At 69.3% G+C, this 15,366-nt stretch carries 13 protein-coding genes; 5 read left to right on the top strand and 8 right to left on the bottom strand.

What is annotated here, in order from left to right; genetic code table 11:
* Nucleotides 1–17: 17 nt before the first annotated feature.
* From ACIA8G_RS19995 to ACIA8G_RS19985, 3 genes are all read left to right on the top strand, one after another.
* Entirely contained in the window at nt 18–2,075 is a 2,058-nt protein-coding gene (locus ACIA8G_RS19995; RefSeq protein ID WP_396420059.1) for a glycosyl hydrolase family 95 catalytic domain-containing protein, read from the top strand.
* Between the two features lie 20 nt (nt 2,076–2,095).
* A complete protein-coding gene (locus ACIA8G_RS19990) occupies nt 2,096–3,736 on the top strand; it encodes an NPCBM/NEW2 domain-containing protein (RefSeq protein ID WP_396420058.1) in 1,641 nt (546 codons plus the stop codon).
* 63 nt (nt 3,737–3,799) lie between these two features.
* The gene (locus ACIA8G_RS19985; protein ID WP_396420057.1) at nt 3,800–4,447 is read left to right on the top strand and encodes a hypothetical protein; all 648 of its coding nucleotides are present in this window, start codon (nt 3,800–3,802) and stop codon (nt 4,445–4,447) included.
* Nucleotides 4,448–4,453: 6 nt separating this feature from the next.
* Here the strand turns inward: ACIA8G_RS19985 and ACIA8G_RS19980 are convergent, their stop codons facing one another.
* Genes ACIA8G_RS19980 through ACIA8G_RS19970 form a run of 3 tightly spaced genes read right to left on the bottom strand, consistent with a single transcriptional unit; the run spans nt 4,454 to nt 7,441 of the window.
* Nucleotides 4,454–5,473, bottom strand: a complete 1,020-nt coding sequence (locus ACIA8G_RS19980) for a PQQ-dependent sugar dehydrogenase (protein ID WP_396420056.1) — start codon at nt 5,471–5,473, stop codon at nt 4,454–4,456.
* A 58-nt stretch (nt 5,474–5,531) separates the two neighbouring features.
* Nucleotides 5,532–6,272 carry a class I SAM-dependent methyltransferase gene (locus ACIA8G_RS19975; RefSeq protein ID WP_396420054.1) on the bottom strand — a complete coding sequence of 247 codons (741 nt, stop codon included), beginning with the start codon at nt 6,270–6,272 and terminating at the stop codon, nt 5,532–5,534.
* A complete protein-coding gene (locus ACIA8G_RS19970) occupies nt 6,269–7,441 on the bottom strand; it encodes a carboxylesterase family protein (protein ID WP_396420052.1) in 1,173 nt (390 codons plus the stop codon). The genes ACIA8G_RS19975 and ACIA8G_RS19970 overlap by 4 nt, the downstream gene beginning before the upstream one ends.
* A 125-nt stretch (nt 7,442–7,566) precedes the next feature.
* Between ACIA8G_RS19970 and ACIA8G_RS19965 the strand changes: the two genes are divergently transcribed.
* The gene (locus ACIA8G_RS19965) at nt 7,567–8,601 is read left to right on the top strand and encodes a zinc-dependent alcohol dehydrogenase family protein (protein ID WP_396420051.1); all 1,035 of its coding nucleotides are present in this window, start codon (nt 7,567–7,569) and stop codon (nt 8,599–8,601) included.
* Here ACIA8G_RS19965 and ACIA8G_RS19960 read toward each other — a convergent pair.
* Nucleotides 8,598–10,073, bottom strand: coding sequence for a flavin-containing monooxygenase (locus tag ACIA8G_RS19960; protein WP_396420050.1), 1,476 nt, complete (start codon nt 10,071–10,073; stop codon nt 8,598–8,600). The genes ACIA8G_RS19965 and ACIA8G_RS19960 overlap by 4 nt on opposite strands.
* A 121-nt stretch (nt 10,074–10,194) precedes the next feature.
* On the opposite strand from ACIA8G_RS19960, the gene ACIA8G_RS19955 reads away from it, so the two are divergent.
* The gene (locus tag ACIA8G_RS19955) at nt 10,195–10,779 is read left to right on the top strand and encodes a TetR/AcrR family transcriptional regulator (RefSeq protein WP_396420552.1); all 585 of its coding nucleotides are present in this window, start codon (nt 10,195–10,197) and stop codon (nt 10,777–10,779) included.
* On the opposite strand, the gene ACIA8G_RS19950 is transcribed toward ACIA8G_RS19955, so the two are convergent.
* The 4 genes from ACIA8G_RS19950 to ACIA8G_RS19935 form a co-directional block, all read right to left on the bottom strand.
* Complete coding sequence (locus tag ACIA8G_RS19950; protein ID WP_396420049.1) at nt 10,745–11,452, bottom strand: type 1 glutamine amidotransferase; 708 nt, start codon at nt 11,450–11,452, stop codon at nt 10,745–10,747. The genes ACIA8G_RS19955 and ACIA8G_RS19950 overlap by 35 nt on opposite strands.
* Nucleotides 11,445–12,692, bottom strand: coding sequence for a MurT ligase domain-containing protein (locus ACIA8G_RS19945; RefSeq protein WP_396420048.1), 1,248 nt, complete (start codon nt 12,690–12,692; stop codon nt 11,445–11,447). Before ACIA8G_RS19945 ends, ACIA8G_RS19950 begins: the two co-directional genes overlap by 8 nt.
* An 85-nt stretch (nt 12,693–12,777) precedes the next feature.
* Nucleotides 12,778–13,263: a helix-turn-helix domain-containing protein gene (locus ACIA8G_RS19940; RefSeq protein WP_396420047.1), complete on the bottom strand. Its 486-nt coding sequence runs from the start codon at nt 13,261–13,263 to the stop codon at nt 12,778–12,780.
* Nucleotides 13,264–13,379: 116 nt separating this feature from the next.
* Nucleotides 13,380–14,942, bottom strand: coding sequence for an LCP family protein (locus ACIA8G_RS19935; RefSeq protein WP_396420046.1), 1,563 nt, complete (start codon nt 14,940–14,942; stop codon nt 13,380–13,382).
* Nucleotides 14,943–15,366: the final 424 nt, after the last annotated feature.

Below are 15,366 nucleotides of genomic sequence, written 5' to 3'. Positions count from 1 at the left end.
TCCTCGGAGACGGCCGATTGGGCAGTGTTGTGTACGCCGAGGGCAACACGGTCCGATTCACCGTCCAGCACGCTGATGTGCAGGACCACCGCACCACCGGCGGCAGCCAGTTCGGGGTCTGCCGGCTGCCGGTCGGCAACCTGAAACTGACCGCCGCGGGGTCCGTCACGGCCGTCGACTGGCGCCTCGACCTGTGGAACGCGGAGCTGCGCGGCACCGTGACGACCTCGCTCGGCGTGATCTCGTTCGCCGCCTACGTCCACAGCGACCGCTCGGTGCTGTCGCTGACCGTCTCCGCCACCGGCACCGAACGGCCGGTGCTGGAGTTCGTGCCGGCCAAGGCGATTCCGCCGCGCGCGGACTTCAACCCGCTGCCGGACGGCTACGTCCTGAACCCCGACCCGGTGACCACCGCGAACGGCCGCGAGACGCTCTTGACGCAGGCGTTGAACGCGGGCGGCCAGACGGCGACGGCCTACCGCGTCACGAACACCGGCGGCACGCAACGGCTGCTGCTCTCGGTCGCCCACACCTATCCGGAGGTGGGCGCGGACAAGATCGTGCTGAAGTCCGTGCGCGAGGCCACGCTCATCGGCGGGCTGCTCGCCCGGTCGCACCGGAAGTGGTGGAACGCCTTCTACCAGAAGAGCTTCCTGTCGTTCGGGGAGCAGCGGCTGCAGGCGTTCTACTGGATCCAGCTCTACAAGGTGGCGTCCGGCTCGCGGGCCGGCGGCCCGGTGATGGCGACGACCGGCCCGTGGCTCGAGAAGACGCCGTGGGCCGCGGCGTGGTGGAACCTCAACGTGCAGCTGGAGTACTGGCTGATCCACGGCTCCGGCCACCTGGAGCTGGACTCGATCACGTCGACGCTGAAGGACAACCAGGACCAGCTCGTCCGCAACGTCAAGGAGCAGTACCGGCACGACTCCGCGGGTGTCGGCCGCAGCACCGACCGCACCACGTCGAACGCGGGCACGCTGTACGAGCCCGGCGCCGGCGGCAGCGGTGTGAAGGAGCTCGGCAACCTGACGTGGGGGCTGCACAACGTGTGGCTGTCCTACCGGCACAGCATGGACGTCCGGATCCTGTCCGACGTTGTGTTCCCGCTGCTGCGCCGGTCGATCAACTACTACCTGCACTTCCTGAAGAAGGGCAACGACGGCAAGCTGCACCTCGACGTCACCACCTCGCCCGAGTACGGCGACGCCCCGGACTGCAACTACGACCTGCAGCTGATCCGCTGGGGCTGCCGGACGTTGCTCGACTCGGCGGCGTTGCTGAAGATCAAGGACCCGCTGGAGCCCCGGTGGGCCGAGGTGCTCCGGGACCTCGTGCCGTACCCGGTCGACGAGAACGGGTTCATGGTCGGCGCCGGGGTGCCGTTCGTGGTGTCGCACCGGCACTACTCGCACCTGCTCGCGATGTTCCCGCTGATGACGGTGAACTGGGAGCAGCCGGAGAACCGGGCACTCATCGAGAAGTCGTTGCGCCACTGGATGTCGCTGGAACCGGCGCACCGCGGCTACAGCTACTCCGGGTCCGGTTCGATCGCGGCGCGCATGTTCCGAGGCGACGAGGCCTACGCCTACTTCGTGAAGATGTTCGACACCTCGAAGCGCTTTCCGGTGCTCGAGAACACCATGTACACCGAGGCAGGGCCCGTCGTGGAGACCCCGTTGTCCGGCGCGCAGACGATCCACGACTTCGTCTGCCAGAGCTGGGGCGGTGTGGTGCGGGTGTTCCCGGCCGTGCCGTCCGCGTGGCCGGACGTGATGATCGCTGATCATTCGTGCGAGGGCGGGTTCTCGGTGACCGCTCGTCGTTCCGGTGGCAGGACCGAGTTCGTGCTCGTCCGCAGCCGCGCGGGCGAACCGCTGGTGCTGCGGCACGGCATCACCGGCCCGGTGTCCGTGGTGGCGCCGGTCCGGTACCACGACCGCGGCGACGGGACGCTGGAGATCCCGTTGCGCCGCGGGCAGGAAGTCCTGGTGCACCCCAGGGGCCGCCGCCCCGACCTGGCCGTCCGGCCGGTCGCCATCACGACCCCGGGCAAGCCCTGGGGTCTTCCCGCGTGATGTTCGGAAAGGAACCCCTCATGCGCACCCTCACCCTGGCTGTGCTGACCGCGGTGGTCAGCTCGGTCCTGGTCGCCCCTGTCTCACAGGCGTTGCCGGATGGCTTGGCGTTGACCCCGCCGATGGGGTTCAACAACTGGAACACCACCGCGTGCCGCGCGGAGTTCAACGAGGCGATGGTCAAGGGCATCGCGGACATCTTCGTGTCGAAAGGCTTGAAGGACGCGGGCTACGAGTACGTCAACATCGACGACTGCTGGGCCGAGAAGACCCGGGACGCCCAGGGCAAACTCGTGCCGAACAAGGCCCGTTTTCCCAACGGCATCAAGGCCGTCGCGGACTACGTGCACTCCAAGGGCCTGAAGTTCGGTATCTACACCAGCGCCGGCACCAAGACGTGCAACAAGGACAACGGCTTCCCCGGCGGCCTCAACCACGAGGAGTCGGACGCGCGGCAGTTCGCGTCGTGGGGCGTCGATTACCTGAAGTACGACAACTGCAACAACCAGGGCGTCGACGCGAAGCAGCGCTACCGCAAGATGCGCGACGCCTTGAAGAAGACCGGCCGCCAGATCGTCTTCTCGTTGTGCGAGTGGGGCCAGAACAAGCCGTGGGAGTGGGCGTCGGACACCGGGCACCTGTGGCGCACCACCGGTGACATCAACGACACCTGGCCACGCACGATGGACATCTACGAGAAGAACGTCGTGCTGGACGCCTACGCCGGTCCTGGCCACTGGAACGACCCCGACATGCTCGAGGTCGGCAACGGCAAGATGAGCGCGACCCAGTACCGCAGCCACTTCTCGCTGTGGTCGATCATGGCCGCGCCGCTGCTGATCGGCTCGGACCTGCGCAAGGTCTCCGCGGACACGTTCACGATCCTGGAGAACAAGGACGTCATCGCGATCGACCAGGACAAGCTCGGCAAGCAGGGCAAGCGCATCAGGACCACCGGCAAGACCGGCGTCGACGTGATCGTGAAGCCGCTGGCCAACGGCGACAAGGCGGTGGCGCTGTTCAACAAGTCCGCCTCCACGCAGACGATCTCGACGTCGCTGTCCGAGATCGGCATGTCGGGCCCGGCGTCGCTGAAGGACCTCTGGACCAAGTCGGTTCGCACGACCACGGGCGCGATCTCCGCCTCCGTTCCGTCGCTCGCCACCGTGATCTACCGCGTGTCCAAGACCGACGGCGGCCCGCGCCCGACCCCGCCGGCCGGCGTCTCCGACCTGTCGGCTTTCGAGGCCACGTCGTCGACCAACGGCTGGGGCCCGGTGGAGATCGACAGGTCCGTCGGCAACCAGGCCGCCGGTGACGGCAAGCCGCTGACGATCAACGGTGCCACGCACGCACGCGGTTTCGGTGCGCACGCGGCTTCGACGATCGAGTTCTACCTGGGCCGCAAGTGTTCTTCGCTGGCGGTGGACGTCGGTGTCGACGACGAGGTCGCCACCGGCAAGGGGTCGGTGATCTTCCAGGTCTTCGCGGACGAGGTGAAGGTGGCGGATTCCGGGCGGCTCACCGGGACCGACGCGGCGAAGAAGCTGACCGCGTCGTTGGCCGACGCCGAGAACCTGCGGCTGGTGCTGACCGACGCGGGCGACAACATCAACTTCGACCACGGCGACTGGGCGTCGCCACGTATCACCTGTTCGTAGTGCTGCCGCACTGCGGCCTGTGAACCGTGTAACGCGGCTCACAGGCCGTCCTATATTTCGGGTATGAAAGCAACTCGGCTCCTCCCTGCCCTCGCGGCAGCCGCCGCGCTGGCGCTGGCCCCCGGCCTCGCGCTGGCCGATCCGGGTAACGGCAAGGGGAACGGGATCACGAACAACCCGAACGTCCCGCCTGGACAGTCCAGTCAGGACACCACCGTGCCGCAGCCGCCGTCGAACGCGGACTTCAGCGGCAACGGCGCGAACGTGCACGGTCCGTACGACTCCACGCGGGACGGCTCGCCGTCGCTGAACGGCAACGGCACCGGTGAGGCGGCCGGCAAGCCCTGCGCCGGCTGCGTCGGCAAGGCCGACAACAAGAACCCGTCCGGTCAGCAGCCGGGTGGTTCGGACGCGAACTCCGGCTACGAGTGCGACAGCAACCACGGTGTCGGCCGTGGCAACCCCGCGCACACGGGCTGCCAGCCGCAGACGCCCCCGACCAAGCCGACGCCTCCGACGAAGGACTCGACGCCTGAGATGCCGCCTCCTGGAGGAGGACCTGCGCCTCAGGCACCCGCGCCGCAGTCGGCGGAGGCGGACGAGCTCGCGTTCACCGGGTTCGACGTGCTGCCGCTCGGACTCGGCGGCCTGGTGCTGGTGGGTGCCGGCGGTGCGGCTGTGGTCGTGGCGCGCCGGTCGAGGCGCCCGTAGCGGTGGTCAGCCGGTCGTGCTGACGATTCGGTCGTCACCGGCGCGCGGTGTGCCGCGCCCGTCGCGGTTCGACGTGGAGAACCACAGCGTGCCGTCGGGTGCGGACGCCGCCGCGCGCAACCGGCCGTAGGTGCCGTTGAACAGTGCCTGCGGCTGGCCGACCCCACCGGTCGCGGTGACCGGGATCTTCCACAGTCGTTGGCCGCGCAATGCCGCCATGTACAGGTGCCCCTGGTGGAAGGCCAGACCGCTGGGCGAGGCCTGAGCCGTGGACCAGGTCAGCAGGGGATCGACGAACCTGGGGTTGTTGCAGGCTCCCTCGCAGGTCGGCCAACCGTAGTTGCCACCCGGCTGAATGCGGTTCAGCTCGTCCAGCCGGTTCTGGCCCAGTTCGGAGGCGAACATCCGGCCTTGGCCGTCCCACGCCAGCCCCTGCACGTTGCGGTGGCCCAGGCTGTAGACCAGCGATGACGTCGGATTGTTCGGGGCCGGCCTGCCTTCCTTCGTCATGCGCAGGATCTTGCCGCCCAGTGAGTTCGGGTTCTGGGCGTTGGCTGTGTTGCCCGCGTCGCCGGTGCCCGCGTACAACATGCCGTCCGGTCCGAAGGACAACCCGCCGCCGTTGTGGATCTGCTGGCCGCGCGGGATGCCGGTCACGATCGGCTGCGGTACCTCGCCGATGCGGAACCTGGCGATCCGATTGTCCGAAGTGGACGTGTAGTAGACGAACACGTACCGGTCGGTGGCGTAGTCCGGGGAGATGGCGATACCCAGCAGACCACCTTCGCCCTGCGCGGACACACCGGGAATGCGGGCCACCTCGCGCGCCGCCCCGTTCTGGACGGACAGCACGCGGGCAGAGCCGCGTTCGGTGACCAGTGCGGAACGATCGGGCAGGAACCCGAGGTCCCAGGGTACGGCCAGGTTCGTCGCAACGTCCCGCTCGACGGCGCCGGCGACCGCTGGTGTCAGCGACAGGCTCACGACGACCGCGGTTCCGATCAGCAGACCTTCGCGCAATCCCATGCGTGCCTCCTGCATTCGTTCGAATCGAACGCGGCGGCGTGCATCCATGAAAGCACTCTCACGAGCGGTGTGCGACGGCGAGCTGGGTCAGGTAGCGCTTCACCACCCTGCCGTCGTAGCGGGTGTTGATCAGCCGCGTGATGTCCGCGATCAGCTGGTCGCGGGTGGGTAGCGCGATGTGGTTCGAGTAGGTGAGGAGCAGGTCGGCGTACGTCTCGGTGTCGTAGACCTGCTCCCACTCGTAGCGGAAGAACTCGGGGGCCTCGAACTCGTCCGACTCGTCGAACTCGCGCGGGATGCCGGCGGCGGGGGAGAGCCGCAGGTTCGGCGGAGTGGAGGGATCCCAGCGCTCGTAGCACTCCTGCACGTCCGCGAAGAACTCCTCCGTACCACCGGCGACGTGGTGCGTGGAGATGACCGCCAGCGCCCCGCCCGCACGCAACGCCGCCGCGCACTTCGTCATCCGGACGGCCGGATCGAGCCAGTGGAACGCCGTGGCGGACACCACCAGGTCGAACGGCTCGGCCGGCAGCGGCCACTCCTCGAACGCCCCCACCTCGACACGGGCGAGCGGCGCGTGCACACGGGCGACGGCGGCCAGTTCGGGGCTCAGCTCGACGGCGGTCACCGAGCCGAGCCTGGTCAGCGGGAGCGTGGCCTGCCCGGTGCCGGGGCCGATCTCCAGGATGCGTGCGCCGGAAAGTCGGCCGAACAGCTGCGGGGGATAGGCAGGGCGGGCTCGGTGGTAGCGGGTGGCATCCTCACCGAACGTGGTGCGCAAGCGTTCGCGGTCGGTCACCCGCCGAATTCAAGCGTCCGCGACGGCAACGCGTCCATCCCGTTTCGGGCGAAGTCCGCCCACGTCGAACGCATGGTCTTCGCCAGCACCGGATCCGGTTCCTGCCCGGCCAGCATCCCCGCGCCCGTCCACCCGGCGGGGTCGAACAGGAACGGCAGCTCCATGCAGTGGCACGCGCCCAACGGGGCTCCGGGAGCCGCCCACTTGAAGTTGAAGGTGGCCGCCTGGCCTCCTGCCGCGGTCCAGTCCGCGGCGAGCTGCCGTGCCGGGCCGGCGAACACGAGCTCGGTCACGACCTCCCAGGCGTCCGGCTGGTCCGCGACGTACGGGCTGCCGTCGTCGGCCGTGTGCCCCACGAGCAGCTCGACCCTGGGCGCCGCCGTGGCGAGGTCGATCTCGCCCAACACCGGGCCGAACGGCATGCCGCCGGCCGGGGCGAACCGTGCCGTCACCGCCGGGACCCCGTTCTGCACGGCCAGCACCTCGTCGACCGGGGTGGAGGCGTCGACGGACACGAACTCCCGCAGGGCCGCCGTCATCTCGGCGCGCTCGGGGCCGCGGGCGCCCAGCGGTGCGCTCTGCAGGATCGCGCGGTGGAAGAGGGCTTCGTCGGAGGCGAACATCAGCGCGTACACGGAGTCCGCGCCCGCCGACTGGCCGAACGCCGTCACGTTCGCGGGGTCGCCGCCGAACGCGGTGATGTTGTCCCGCACCCAGCGCAGCGCGACGAGCTGGTCCAGCAGTCCGAGGTTGTCCTGCAGGTAGCCGAAGATGCCGAGGCGGTAGCTGACACTGACCACCACGACGCCTTCCGCGGCCAGCAACCCGGCGTCGTACTTGGTGGACTCGCCGCTGCCCGTCACGTAGGCGCCGCCGTGGAACCAGACCATCACCGGCAGACCCGACGCGTCTACCGGGGCGGTGACGCTCAGCACCTGGCAGTGCTCGTCGAAGGAGAGGCCCTGCACGGAGTTGCCGACCAGCGCGGCCAGCGCGGAGGGGGGCTGCGGGCAGGCGGGGCCGCGCTGGGTGGCGTCGTGGACGCCGTCCCACACGTGAGGCGACGGCTCGGCGAACCGGGCGGCGGTCGCATAACGGACACCGCGTGCCCGGACGAGCCCGTCGGAGACATCTGCCTTGAGCGCGCCCGCGGCGGTGTTGATCAGCACATTTCCGATCGTAGCCCCGACGTGACCTGGACCTCGTAATCAATTCCACAGCGTCTCGATTCGGCGCGAAGGCCCTACCAGGAGGACCATGTAACGGTTGAGACACGAGACTTAGGAGGCGCCCGGTGCGGGCTACGACGATCTACGGCACCCGTGACATCCGCGTTGAGGAGGTGCCGGACGCGGCCGTCAAGGAGGCCACCGACGTCGTCGTCCGGGTCGAGCTGGCCTGCATCTGCGGCAGCGACCTCTGGGCGTACCGCGGTGTGGCCAAGCGCGAGGGCGGGCAGCGCATCGGGCACGAGTTCCTCGGCATCGTCGAGGAGGTCGGCAAGGACGTCCACACCCTCAACGTCGGCGACCGGGTCATCGCGCCGTTCGTGTACAGCGACGGCACCTGCGCGTACTGCCAGGCCGGGCTGCAGACCTCGTGCCGCAGCGGCGGGTTCTGGGGCAGCAAGGGCTCCGACGGCGGCCAGGGCGAGGCCGTCCGCGTGCCTCAGGCCGACGGCACCCTCGTGCGCGTCCCCGCCGACGCGCCGGCGGAGTTGCTGCCCGCGTTCCTGAGCCTGTCCGACGTCATGGGCACCGGCCACCACGCGGCCATGGGCGCGGGTGTCGGTCCCGGCAGCACGGTCGCGGTCGTCGGTGACGGCGCGGTGGGGCTGTGCGGCGTGCTCGCGGCCAAGCGGCTCGGCGCCGAGCGGATCATCGCGATGGGCCGGCACGAGGACCGCGCGAAGATCGCCAAGCTCTTCGGCGCCACGGACCAGGTCGCCGAGCGCGGTGACGCCGCGGTCGAGCGCATCAAGGAGATGACCGGCGGGCTCGGCGCGTCGGCCGTCCTCGAGTGCGTCGGCACCGAGCAGTCGTGGGAGACCGCGATGGGCATCGTGCGCGACGGCGGCAAGATCGGTTACGTCGGCGTGCCGCACGAGATGCCGGGGCTGCCGCTCGGCAAGCTGTTCGGGCGCAACATCAACATCGGTGGCGGCATCGCGCCCGCGCGGGCGTACCTGCCGGAGTTGCTGGCCGACGTGCTCGCCGGGCGGATCGACCCCGGTCCCGTGTTCGACAGGACGGTCTCGCTCGACGACGTCGCGCTGGGCTACCAGGCGATGGACGAGCGGACCGCCCTGAAGGTCATCGTCCAGCCCTAGATCTTTTTGGCAGTAGTCAACGTGTAGTCCTCGGCGCGCACGCGCTTGGTCCGCATCCAGTACCGCCAGGTGAATCCCGGCCACACGGTGCGGTTCACGCCCTGCGCGTCGAGGTACCAGCTCTGGCAGCCGCCCTGGGTCCACACGCCTTTCTTCAGCTTGCCCTGGATCTCGCGGTTGAACTCCTGCTGGGCCTCCGGTCGTACGTCCAGCTCCGCTGCGCGGTGTTCGTCGAGGAGCCGGAGGCACTGCGAGATGTACCGGATCTGCGACTCGATCATGAACACGACCGAGTTGTGGCCGAGCCCGGTGTTGGGGCCCAGCAGGAAGAACAGGTTGGGGAACCCCGAAACCGTGATGCCGTAGTAGGTCTCGATGCCCTCCTGGCGCCACTGCTTCGCGAGGTCGACGCCGGCCTTGCCCTGGATGTCCAGGTAGTCGAACGAGTCGACGACGTGGAACCCGGTGCCGTAGATGATGACGTCGACCTCGTGCTCGACGCCCGCACTGTCCACTACGGACGATTCACGCACCTCGGTGATCTTGTCCGTCACCAGGTCCACGCTCGGGTAGCCCAGCGCGGGGTAGAAGTCGTTGGAGATGAGCACGCGTTTGCAGCCCATGGTGTAGTCGGGCTTCAAAGCCTTGCGCAACGCCGCGTCCGGCACCTGCTTCTTCATGTGCCGCAACGCGATGCCCTGCGCGAACCTCATGATGCGCGGGTTCACTGCGAATCCCAGCGCTGAGGACTCTCGCACCCAGTAGACGAAGTTGCGATAGATCCGTTGCGTGAAAGGCAAGGCGCGGAACAGCTTCTGCTCCCAGCCGCTGATCGCGCGGTCGGCCTTGGGCATGATCCACGGCGGCGTGCGCTGGAAGATCTTCATCGAACCGACCTGGCCCGCGATCTTCGGCACGAACTGGATCGCCGAGGCGCCCGTGCCGACGACGGCGACGCGCTTGCCGGTCAGGTCGTAGTCGTGGTCCCACTGCGCCGAGTGGAACGTCTTGCCGGTGAACGTCTCGATGCCCGGCAGTTCCGGGATGTTCGGGATGTGCAACGCGCCGACGCCGGCGACCAACGCGGCAGCGGTGTACGTGTCACCCTGCTCGGTCGTCACCTCCCAGCGCTTGGCCTCGTCGTCCCACTGTGCGCCGGAGACCTTGGTGTTGAACCGGATGTGCGGCCGCAGCCGGTACTTGTCGGCGACGCGCTGCAGGTAGTCCCAGATCTCGCCCTGCTGGGCGAACATCCGCGACCACCTGGGGTTCAGCTCGAACGAGAACGAGTACATGTGCGACGGGACGTCGCAGGCGCAGCCGGGGTAGGAGTTGTCCCGCCACGTGCCACCGAGGTCGCCCGCCTTCTCGAGCACCACGAAGTCGTGCTCGCCACGCCGCTTCAGCTCGATGGCCATGCCCAGGCCGGAGAAGCCGGTGCCGATGACGAGCACTTTCGTCTCTCGGTGCATGGGGCGTCCCTCCGCTCGCGGTTAGCTACTTCGCGGTAGGTTACTCGAAGTAAGTTACGAGCGGTAGACTCCGTTCGTGACTGCACCTGCGCCCCGGCGCCGCATGCCCAAGGCCCAGCGCATGGCGCAGATGCTCACCGTCGCCGAGGAGATCTTCGCCGAGCAGGGGTATCTGGCCACGTCGATGGACGAGATCGCCGAACGCGTCGGCGTCTCGAAGCCGATGCTCTACGAGTACTTCGGCTCCAAGGAAGGCCTGCTCATCGGCTGCATCCACCGTGCGCGCACCGAGCTGCGGGAGAAGACCGCGGCGGCGATCGCGGGCGCGGCGAGCCCGGAGGAGTTCCTGCGGCTCGGGCTCAGGGCGTTCTTCGAGTTCATCGGCGAGCACCGCAAGTCCTGGGCGCTGTTGCGGCAGGAGGCGGCCGTGGCCGTGCCGTCGGCGCAGGAAGAGGTCGAAGGGATCCGCCAGCAGCAGACGGACATGATCGGGGCCGTGCTGGCGTCGTTCACGCCGGACATCGACCCGCTGGAGGCGGAGGCGTTCGCCGAGATCGTCGTCGGCGCCACCGAACGCCTCGCGGTGTGGACCGAGCGCAGGCCCTCGGTGGGACCTGCGCTCGCGACCGACTACGTGATGGCCGTGATCTGGCCTGGCGTGTCCGCCCGCCTCAGGAAGCTGCCTTCACCCGCTCGGCCCGCATAGCGGTGACGGCGGGCAGGTCCAGCGGCGCGACCTTGGTGCCGGTGGCCCACTCGATCAGCAGGTCGGCGAGCTGCGGGTTGCGCGGCAGCACCGGGCCGTGCAGGTAGGTGCAGACGATCCTGCCCTGCACCGCGCCCTCGACGCTGCCGTCGTTGCCGGTGCCGACCTTGACGTGCGCGAGCGGCTGGGCGGCCGGGCCGAGGATCGTGCGGCCCTGGTGGTTCTCGAAGCCGGTCAGCACGCCGGAGAACAGGCCGTTCGCCGGCTCCGCGAGGACCTCGCCGATCGCGCGGCTGCCGCCGGCGTGCGAGGTCGAGTCGATGAGGCCCATGCCGGGGTGGGTGACGTCGTCGGCACGGGTGAAGCTCTCGCCGAAGATCTGGATGCCGGCGCAGACGCCCAGCACCACGGCGCCCTTGGTGACGGCGCGCTGCAGGCCGGGGTGCTCGCGCAGGTGCTTCACCGCCAGCGTCTGCGCGGTGTCCTCACCGCCGCCGACGACGTAGATGTCGCACGAGTCCGGCACCGGCTGGCCGTAGTTCACCGGCACGATCTCGGCCTTGATCCCGCGCCACGTCATGCGCTTCTCGAGCACCACGGCGTTGCCGAAGTCCCCGTACGTGCCGAGGAGATCCGGCAGCACGAGCGCGATCTGGATTGTCGACTCACTCATCAGCGGCAGCCCTGGCATTCAAGTCGCGGAACGCGGTGTAGTTGGCGATGACCTCGACCGCCCCCGGCGGCATCTGGTCGATGGCCTTCAGCGGGTCGGGCACGATCGTGTGCTCGACCTCGGCGTAGGTCAGTCGAACGGCGAGGTCCGTGGCGCGCTCGCCGGCTGCGATGACCGTGCGGCCCTGCAGTCGTTCGAACGGCACGTCCCACAGCCAGCTCAGGTCCCGGCCGTCGGCCTCCTGGGCGTTGATCACCAGGACGGCCGGGTGGTTGGCCTCCTTGACGACCGTGAGGGTCTCGCTCCAGCCGGCGGGGTTCTTGCTCAGCAACAGGCGCGCGCTGCGGCCGTTGCGCTGGATCGTGCGGTACCGGCCGCTGACGTTGGAGACGCCACGCAGACGGCGTACCGCCTCGTCGGTCGGCACACCGAGCGTGTGTGCGGCCGCGGTGGCCATGACGGCGTTGGCCTGGTTGAACTTGCCCGGCAGCGTGAGGCGCAGCTCGATCTTCTGGTGCTCCGGCGTGATCATCGCCTCGTCGGCGGTGATCCAGTTCGGGTGCGGGCGCGCGAGGTCGCAGCCGGTGCAGTGCCAGTGCTCGCCCTGCCAGCGGATCGGGTTGCCGCAGCGCGGGCAGCTCGCGGAGTCGTGGTGCCAGCCGGTGCCGGTGGCGACCCAGATGACCTTCGCCGCGTTCCAGGCCGCGCTCGTGACCATCACGTCGTCGCAGTTGGCGACGATCGTGCAGTTCTGCAGCGCGGTGATGGCGTCGCGCAGGGACCGTTCGATGGTGCGGACCTCGCCGACCCGGTCGAGCTGGTCGCGGCTGAGGTTCAGGATCACCGCCACCTCGGGGTTGCTGGCACCGGCGACGGCGGGGAAGTAGCCCTCGTCGCACTCCAGCACCGCGTACGGGGCGTCCGGCTGCTTCGACAGCGCTGTCACGTGCCCGTCCGGCATGTTCGCGCCGCTGTGGTTCGTGGCGACCTCGCCGAGCGCGGACACGGCCCTGGCCAGCATCATCGTGCTCGTGGTCTTGCCGTTCGTGCCGGTGACCACGGCGACCCGGCGGCCCTGCGCAAGACGGTTGAGCGCCTGCGGGTCGAGCTTCAGCGCCACCCGGCCGCCGATCATGCCGCCTGCGCCGAGGCCCATCTTCTGGGACAGCGTGGAGCTCAGGTTGCCCAGCTTCACGGCGGCTGCGGTGCGCAGAGGGAGGCGGGCGGGGGAATCGTTCACCCCGGCGATGCTACCGGCGGTGGTGGTGGGCCCTTTCCGGGCGGTCGTTGCGTTGGTGTGAACCGGGTTCGGTACAACAACAGGCTCAGCGCGTCATGCCGCGCAGGATGCGGATCAGTTCCACCGTGGGCAGTTGGCAGAGTTGCGCCATGTTCTCCAGCGCGGGCAGGTCGAGGTGCACGTCGGACGACGCACCGGGAGGCAACGCGTGCAGCCGGCCTGCCGCCCAGCGCTTGAGCGGCACCAGACGCGGGTTGTCGGTCGCCGCGACCGCCGTGAGGCTCAGGGTCAGGTGGCCGGCGGGGGTGTCGCCGAAGAAGCGTTCGTGGACGCGTGCGAGCACCTGGTGGGCCGGGACGTCGAGGGCGTGGCAGATCTCCACCAGGCGCACGACCGAGCACTGCCGGGTGCCCAGCTCGTAGGTGGCCAGGGTCTGCAGCGAGATCTCGGTCTGCAGCCGCTTGTTCAGCTCTTTGCGCGTCCAGCCGCGCTGCTTGCGAAGGCTGCGGATCTCATCACCGAGCACGCGCTGGTACGCCACTGTGTCGATTTGGCCTGTCGCAGTCTGCACCGGTTGCCTCCACCCCGTGAGCGGGTCTCACGGTGATGGAAGGCGCGAGTGCTTCGCCGCTTACGCAACTTACTGGGAGAATCCCCCGAACGGGCTATACAACTCTACTCTCGGTATCAGTTTACGCAGCGCACACCGTCTGCGGAGATGGGTGCGGGGGCCGATGGGTCAGCCGGTTGCTGCCGCGCACCGTCCAGGGCGAGCATTCCGGACCCGGTGAAGCCCTGGGCGCCGGGACCCGAGTAGTCGGAGCCCAGGAAGACGCGGGCCCGGCCGGCCGGGACGTTCACGTCCTCCTCGATCTTCAGGCCGCCGAGCGCCTTCTGGACCGCGTTCGCGCCGGCCTCGCCGCCCTTGCCGTAGCGGACGACCGACTTCGCCATGGCCTCGGCGTTGCCCGTCTGACCTGCCACGAAGCCCTTCGCGACGAGCGACTGGAGCACCTGGCCCGCGAGGCCGGGGGTGCCGGAGGCGTTGCGGACGTCGACCGTCACCGTGGCGTTGTTGAACTTCGGGTCCGGCGCCGTCGCGGGGTCGGCGGCCTTGCCGAGGTTCTTCACGAACGTGCGGACCTCGGACTCGGTGACCTCGACCGCCGAGCCGTCCTCCGGCGTCTGCAGGTCGGGGTTGCCGGTCGGGATGGTCTGGAACGTCATGTTGCCGCCCGTCAGGTCCTTCATCTGCAGGGCGAACTTGGTGATGTCCCAGCCTTCGTCGAGGACGATCGCGCTGCTCACAGCCTTGATCGTCTCGTTGCGCTTGGTGCTGTCGGTGAGCACGCCCGCCGACAGCATCTTCTTCGCGAGGCCCGCCATGAAGACCTGCTGGCGCACGACGCGGTCGAGGTCGCCCATCGGCAGGCCGTGCCGCTGGCGGACGAACGCGAGCGCGTTCTTGCCCTCGATGACCTGCGGGCCCGCGGCGAAGTTCGCGCCGGAGAAGCTGTCGCGGACCTTGTTGTTGAGGCAGACGTCGATGCCGCCGATGGCCTTGGTGATCTCGTAGAAGCCGACCAGGTTGACCTCGGCGTAGTGGTCGATCGTCGCGCCGGTCAGGCTCTGGATGGTCTCGATCAGGTTCTTCGCGCCCGCCTTGCGGGACTCCATCTCGACGTCCTGCGGGCTCTTGCCGCTGCCCTGCAGCTTTTCGGCCGCTTGACCCTTGGCGTAACCGTAGGCAGAGTTGATCTTGTGCCTCCCGAACCCGCCCGCGATCTTCACGTAGGAGTCGCGCGGGAACGACACGGCGTAGGCCTTGCCGCTGTCGTTCGGGATGTGCAGCAGGATCAGCGTGTCGGTGTTGAACCCGCCGTCGTCGCTGCCACCCGCCTGCAGTTCGTTCAGGATGTTCTGCGGCAGCGGGTTGCCCTTGGAGTCGGTGCGGCTGTCCATGCCGACCAGCAGGATGTCGATCGCGCCGTCGGCGGGCTTCTCGCCCGCGTCGGCCAGGTTCAGGTCCTGCTTGGTCAGGCCCTCGGTCAGCGCGTTCAGGTTCTGCCACGCGATGCCCGTGACCAGGAGGATCACCGCGGACAGCAGGCTGATGAAGACCTTGGCCCCGGTGGAGGCGCCGCGCTTGGCCGCACTGGGCCTGCGCGCGGCCGGCCTGGGGCGCGGCCGGGCGGGCGCCGCGGCCTTCGCCTTCGCGGGCGTGGTGCGGACCGTCGGGCGGTCGGCCACCGGACGCGGCCGCGGTGCGGACGACGTGGCGCGGGCCGGTTCACCTCGGCGTGCGGACTCCCGGCGGGGCGGTTCGCCACGGCGCGGGGGTTCGCTGCGGCTCGCCGACTCGCGGCGCGGCGGCTCCCGCCTCGGGGGCTCGCGGCGGGGTGGCTCGGACCGGGGCGGTTCGGCGCGTTTCGGGGGCTCCCGCCGGGGTGGTTCCGCCCGGTTCGGCTCCCGGCGCGGGGGCTCTGAGCTGCGCGGCGGCACCTGCGGGCGGCGGGGTTGACCCGCCTGGGGACGCGGGGTGGCGGAAGGTCGCCTGGGAGATCCGCTCGGGTCTCCCGGCCTCGGCGGCCGGTTTTCCACACCCACTCCTTTCAGCACATCCGGGTACCCCAAGTAGACGTGCGGGGACTCCACTCGGTTGTGCAAAGCGTGA

It is taken from the genome of Lentzea sp. NPDC051213 (assembly GCF_044455585.1).
Taxonomy (GTDB): domain Bacteria; phylum Actinomycetota; class Actinomycetes; order Mycobacteriales; family Pseudonocardiaceae; genus Lentzea.
Note: the sequence above shows the minus strand (reverse complement) of the source record. Positions and strands in the feature narration are given on the sequence as shown.

Coding starts and splice junctions, on each gene's coding strand:
- ACIA8G_RS19990 (WP_396420058.1), top strand. CDS start 2,096: ATGCGCACCCTCACCCTGGCTGTGCTGACCGCGGTGGTCAGCTCGGTC.
- ACIA8G_RS19985 (WP_396420057.1), top strand. CDS start 3,800: ATGAAAGCAACTCGGCTCCTCCCTGCCCTCGCGGCAGCCGCCGCGCTG.
- ACIA8G_RS19980 (WP_396420056.1), bottom strand. CDS start 5,473: ATGGGATTGCGCGAAGGTCTGCTGATCGGAACCGCGGTCGTCGTGAGC.
- ACIA8G_RS19960 (WP_396420050.1), bottom strand. CDS start 10,073: ATGCACCGAGAGACGAAAGTGCTCGTCATCGGCACCGGCTTCTCCGGC.
- ACIA8G_RS19955 (WP_396420552.1), top strand. CDS start 10,195: ATGGCGCAGATGCTCACCGTCGCCGAGGAGATCTTCGCCGAGCAGGGG.
- ACIA8G_RS19950 (WP_396420049.1), bottom strand. CDS start 11,452: ATGAGTGAGTCGACAATCCAGATCGCGCTCGTGCTGCCGGATCTCCTC.